This window comes from Trebonia sp., assembly GCF_049794275.1.
Classification (GTDB): Bacteria; Actinomycetota; Actinomycetes; order Streptosporangiales; family Streptosporangiaceae; genus Trebonia.
In genome coordinates, this window is sequence record NZ_JBARCR010000908.1 from 1 (window position 1) to 4,125 (window position 4,125).

A 4,125-nucleotide genomic window follows, 5' to 3' on the forward strand; every position below is an offset into this window, starting at 1 on the left:
CCGTCACCCCGGTCGCCAGCCCGTCGTCGACCACGATCACATGGCGGCCGGCGAAGTCAGGCGGCGGCAGGCCGCCGCGGTAGACGGCGACGCGGCGGGTGAGCTCGGCTCGCTCGCTGGCGACGACGCCGGCCAGGTCGTCAGGCCGGAGCCGGACCTGATCCAGCATGCGGGGGTCGAAGACCGGGTCGCCGCCTTCCGCGATGGCGCCAAGCCCTACCTCGGGCTCGTCGGGATGGCCGATCTTCCTCGTCACGAGCACCTCGAGGGGGACGCCCAGGCACCGTGCCACGCCGGCCCCGACCGCGACACCGCCTCTCGGCAGCGCGGTCACCACCGTACGTTCGGGATAAGAATGACCAATCGCCAGCCGGAGGCACTCGCCCAAGAGCAGCCCGGCAGCAGCGCGGTCCGAAAAACGCATGGGCCAGACCGCGCGGCGTCCGGCGAACGCGCTGGGCATCTCGCGCCGTGTTATACCCGCGGCGCACACCCGGTAAAGCGCGCACACCCGGTAAAGACGGCACAATGAAGACCATGATCTGCGTTCCGTGCCGCCAGCGGCACCACCAGGACTGCCCTGGCGGCACCTGGTGCGACTGCCAGCACCTGCCGACGCAGGACGCGCGGCAGGACGCGGTCGAACCGCCGCTCAGCTGGGTGCGGCAGGGCTGAGACATCAATAAGGGCCGGCCGAGGGCTGTATCGAGACCGTAACGTTACAACTTTTAACGCGAGCGGCGGAATAGCCGCGAGGTGCGGAAAGGTTAACGCCCACGTGACTCACCTTCGCTGGACAGACAACGCACAAGTGTGTGATCCTGCAAAGGTGAATGTTACGGACCCCATGCTCGTCGTGCGCAGGCACGTCGACCTCCTGCGTGTCCGTAGCGCCATGTGTCGTCCCGCACGCTGATCGCCGCCCGACGTTTAACTCAACGTTACAAACCCGCTGAGTACCAAAGGGCGCGCGCCACGTAGCTGGGGCGGCTTTTTTGTTTCCTGAAGCCGCTAACGGCCAAGCGGCGCGTGCTCGCGCCAGGACTACGACCGTTAGTGAGGAACCGCCGCGTGTCTCCCGTTTCCGGAGCAACTGCGACCAAGGACGCCACCAGGCCAAAGACCCCGGCCCGCCGCAAGCGCGGTGAGGGGCAGTGGGCGCTCGGCTACCGCGAGCCGCTCAACAAGAACGAGGAGAACAAGAAGTTCGACGACGGGCTGAACGTCCGCCAGCGGATCATCGACGTCTACTCCAAGCGCGGCTTCGACTCAATCGACCCGGCTGACCTGCGCGGGCGCTTCCGCTGGTACGGGCTGTACACGCAGCGGCGCCCGGGCATCGACGGCGGCAAGACCGCCATCCTGGAGCCGGAGGAGCTCGACGACCGGTACTTCATGCTGCGGGTCAGGATCGACGGCGGCCAGCTGTCCGGCGCGCAGCTGCGCACGATCGCGGACATCTCGAACACGTACGCCCGGGGCACCGCGGACGTCACCGACCGGCAGAACATCCAGCTGCACTGGATCGAGATCGAGAGCGTCCCGGCGATCTGGGAGGCGCTCGAAGCGGTCGGCCTCGACACCACCGAGGCCTGCGGCGACACGCCGCGCGTCATCCTCGGCTGTCCGCTCGCCGGCCTGGACGCCGACGAGATCATCGACGCCACGCCGGAGATCGAGACGATCCACGCCACGTTCATCGGCGACAAGGCGTTCTCCAACCTGCCGCGCAAGTTCAAGACCTCGATCAGCGGCTGCGCCGCGCAGTGCTCTCACCACGAGATCAACGACGTCGCGTTCGCGGCCGTGCAGCACCCGGCGACCGGCGAGACCGGCTACGACCTGTGGGTCGGCGGCGGGCTGTCCACCAACCCGATGATCGCCCAGCGACTGGGGACGTTCGTCAAGCAGGAGCAGGTGCCCGAGGTGTGGGCCGCGGTCGCGTCGCTGTTCCGCGACTACGGCTACCGGCGGCTGCGGCACCGCGCCAGGATCAAGTTCCTTGTCGCGGACTGGGGCGCGGAGCGGTTCCGCGAGGTGCTGGAGAAGGAGTACCTCGGCTACGCGCTGCCCGACGGGCCGGCCCCGGTCAACATCGACGCCGGCCTGCGGGACCACATCGGCGTGCACCCGCAGAAGGACGGGCTGGCCTACGTCGGCTTCGCGCCGAAGGTCGGCAGGCTCAACGGCGACGCCCTGCACGCCATCGCCGCGCTGGCCGACAAGTACGGCAGCGGCCGGGTGCGGACCACCACCGAGCAGAAGATGGTGATCCTGGACGTGCCGCCGGCAAGGACCGGCCACCTCGTCGCCGAACTCGAGGCGGCGGGCCTGCCGGTGAAGCCGACCATGTTCCGCCGGTACACGATGGCGTGCACCGGGATCGAGTTCTGCAAGCTGGCGATCGTGGAGACCAAGGCCCGCGCCAGCAGCCTGATCGACGAGCTCGAGCGGCGGCTGCCCGGCTTCGACACCCCGGTGACGATCAACGTCAACGGCTGCCCGAACTCCTGCGCCCGCATCCAGACCGCCGACATCGGCCTCAAGGGCTCGCTGGTCACCGACGACTCGGGCCACCAGGTCGAGGGGTTCCAGGTGCACCTCGGCGGGACGCTGCTCGGCGGCGACGCGGCCGGCTCAGGATTCGGCCGGAAGGTCCGCGGCCTGAAGACGACCGCCGACGAGCTTCCCGACTACGTGGAGCGCGTGCTGCGCCGCTTCACAGCGAACCGCCAGCAGGGCGAGACATTCTCACAATGGACGATGCGCGCGACCGACGAGGAGCTGTCATGACCAGCCCATCCGGGCGGGCAGTGCCGTTCTACTGCCCGTACTGCGGAGAAGAGGACCTCGAACCCCAGGGCGCGGCGGACGGCGAATGGCACTGCCGCAGTTGCACAAGGAGCTTCCAGCTACGCTTTGCCGGGATAGGAGCCGCGCTGTGACCACCGTAGGGCTTACTCTTGGCGGTCTGGAGTACCCTTTCGGTCCGGCCAGTTCGGACCTTGACGACGAACGAGGTGTGGAGGACCCGCGGCACATGCGCAGTCTCGCCGAACAGGCAGCTGAGGAGCTTGAGGACGCCTCTGCCGAGGACATCATCCGGTGGGCGACCGACACGTTCGGCGACCGGATCTGCGTCACCTCGTCGATGACCGACGCGGTCATCATCCACCTGGCTTCGGCGATCCGCCCGGGCATCGACGTGGTGTTCCTCGACACCGGCTACCACTTCCCCGAGACGATCGGCACCCGCGACGCGGTGTCCGCCGTGTACCCGGTGAACCTTATCAACGTCACTCCGTCCCGCACCGTCGAGGAGCAAGACGCCGAGCTCGGCCCGCGGCTATTCGGGCGCAACCCGGACCTGTGCTGCTACCTGCGGAAGGTCGAGCCGCTCGAGCGGGCGCTGTCCGGCTACGACGCGTGGATCACCGGCGTACGCCGCGAGGAGACCACCTCCCGCCGGTCGACGCCCGTCGTCGCCTGGGACGAGAACCGCGAGATGGTCAAGGTCAACCCGATCGTGTCCTGGACCGGCAAGCAGGTCGACGACTACATCGCCACGAACGGCGTGCTGGTGAACCCGCTGGTGTACGACGGGTACCCGTCGATCGGCTGCCGCACCTGCACGCTGCGGGTGGAGTCGGGCGCCGACCCGCGGAGCGGCCGGTGGGCGGGAACGGGCAAGACCGAATGCGGCATCCACGTCTGAACCCGGCCGCCCTGGACCCGGCCGCCCTGAACCGGGCCGGGGGTAATCGCACGCCGCTGGTCGCGGTCGCCCACGGGTCGCGGGATCCGCGGGCCGCGGCGACAGTGAGCGAGCTGCTCGCGGTGGTGCGGTACCGGGCGATGGCCTGGGGCCTGGGCGGTCTCGACGTCAAGGCGGCATTCCTCGACCACTGCGCGCCGTCGCTGCCGCAGGCGCTGTCCGCGGTCGGCGGCGACGGGGCGTGCGTGGTCGTCCCGCTGCTGCTCACCGCCGCCTACCACAGCAAGGCGGACATCCCGGCGAAGATCGCCGCCGCCAGCGCCGCCACCCCGCTGGACGTGAGCTGCGCCGGCCCGCTCGGGCCGCACCCGCTGCTGCTCGCCGCCCTGGAGCGGCGGCTGGCCGAGGCC

At 69.5% G+C, this 4,125-nt stretch carries 7 protein-coding genes; 6 read left to right on the forward strand and 1 reads right to left on the reverse strand.

Annotated elements, in window-relative coordinates; all coding sequences use genetic code 11:
• Positions 1-424 (reverse strand): phosphoribosyltransferase family protein (locus WA805_RS23340; RefSeq protein WP_425243407.1); only part of this gene is annotated, 424 nt, incomplete at its 3' end.
• A gap of 113 nt (positions 425-537) precedes the next feature.
• Between WA805_RS23340 and WA805_RS23345 the strand changes: the two genes are divergently transcribed.
• From WA805_RS23345 to WA805_RS23370, 6 genes are all read left to right on the forward strand, one after another.
• Positions 538-675 (forward strand): hypothetical protein, encoded by a 138-nt coding sequence (locus WA805_RS23345; RefSeq protein WP_424561114.1) that lies wholly within the window; start codon positions 538-540, stop codon positions 673-675.
• A gap of 154 nt (positions 676-829) precedes the next feature.
• The gene (locus tag WA805_RS23350; RefSeq protein ID WP_422290027.1) at positions 830-916 is read left to right on the forward strand and encodes a putative leader peptide; all 87 of its coding nucleotides are present in this window, start codon (positions 830-832) and stop codon (positions 914-916) included.
• Positions 917-1,071: 155 nt separating this feature from the next.
• Positions 1,072-2,793, forward strand: coding sequence for a nitrite/sulfite reductase (locus WA805_RS23355; RefSeq protein WP_422282317.1), 1,722 nt, complete (start codon positions 1,072-1,074; stop codon positions 2,791-2,793).
• On the forward strand, positions 2,790-2,945 hold the full coding sequence (locus WA805_RS23360) for an Insertion element protein (protein WP_422282315.1): 156 nt from the start codon (positions 2,790-2,792) through the stop codon (positions 2,943-2,945). Before WA805_RS23355 ends, WA805_RS23360 begins: the two co-directional genes overlap by 4 nt.
• A gap of 95 nt (positions 2,946-3,040) precedes the next feature.
• Positions 3,041-3,715: a phosphoadenylyl-sulfate reductase gene (locus WA805_RS23365; RefSeq protein ID WP_422282325.1), complete on the forward strand. Its 675-nt coding sequence runs from the start codon at positions 3,041-3,043 to the stop codon at positions 3,713-3,715.
• Positions 3,697-4,125, forward strand: a 429-nt coding sequence (locus WA805_RS23370) for a sirohydrochlorin chelatase (RefSeq protein ID WP_425243408.1), incomplete at its 3' end; no start/stop codon positions are given. The genes WA805_RS23365 and WA805_RS23370, both read left to right, overlap by 19 nt.

Excerpts from the sequence above, each read along its gene's own strand:
- WA805_RS23345 (WP_424561114.1), top strand. The coding sequence starts at position 538 with ATGATCTGCGTTCCGTGCCGCCAGCGGCACCACCAGGACTGCCCTGGC.
- WA805_RS23360 (WP_422282315.1), top strand. The coding sequence starts at position 2,790 with ATGACCAGCCCATCCGGGCGGGCAGTGCCGTTCTACTGCCCGTACTGC.
- WA805_RS23365 (WP_422282325.1), top strand. The coding sequence starts at position 3,041 with ATGCGCAGTCTCGCCGAACAGGCAGCTGAGGAGCTTGAGGACGCCTCT.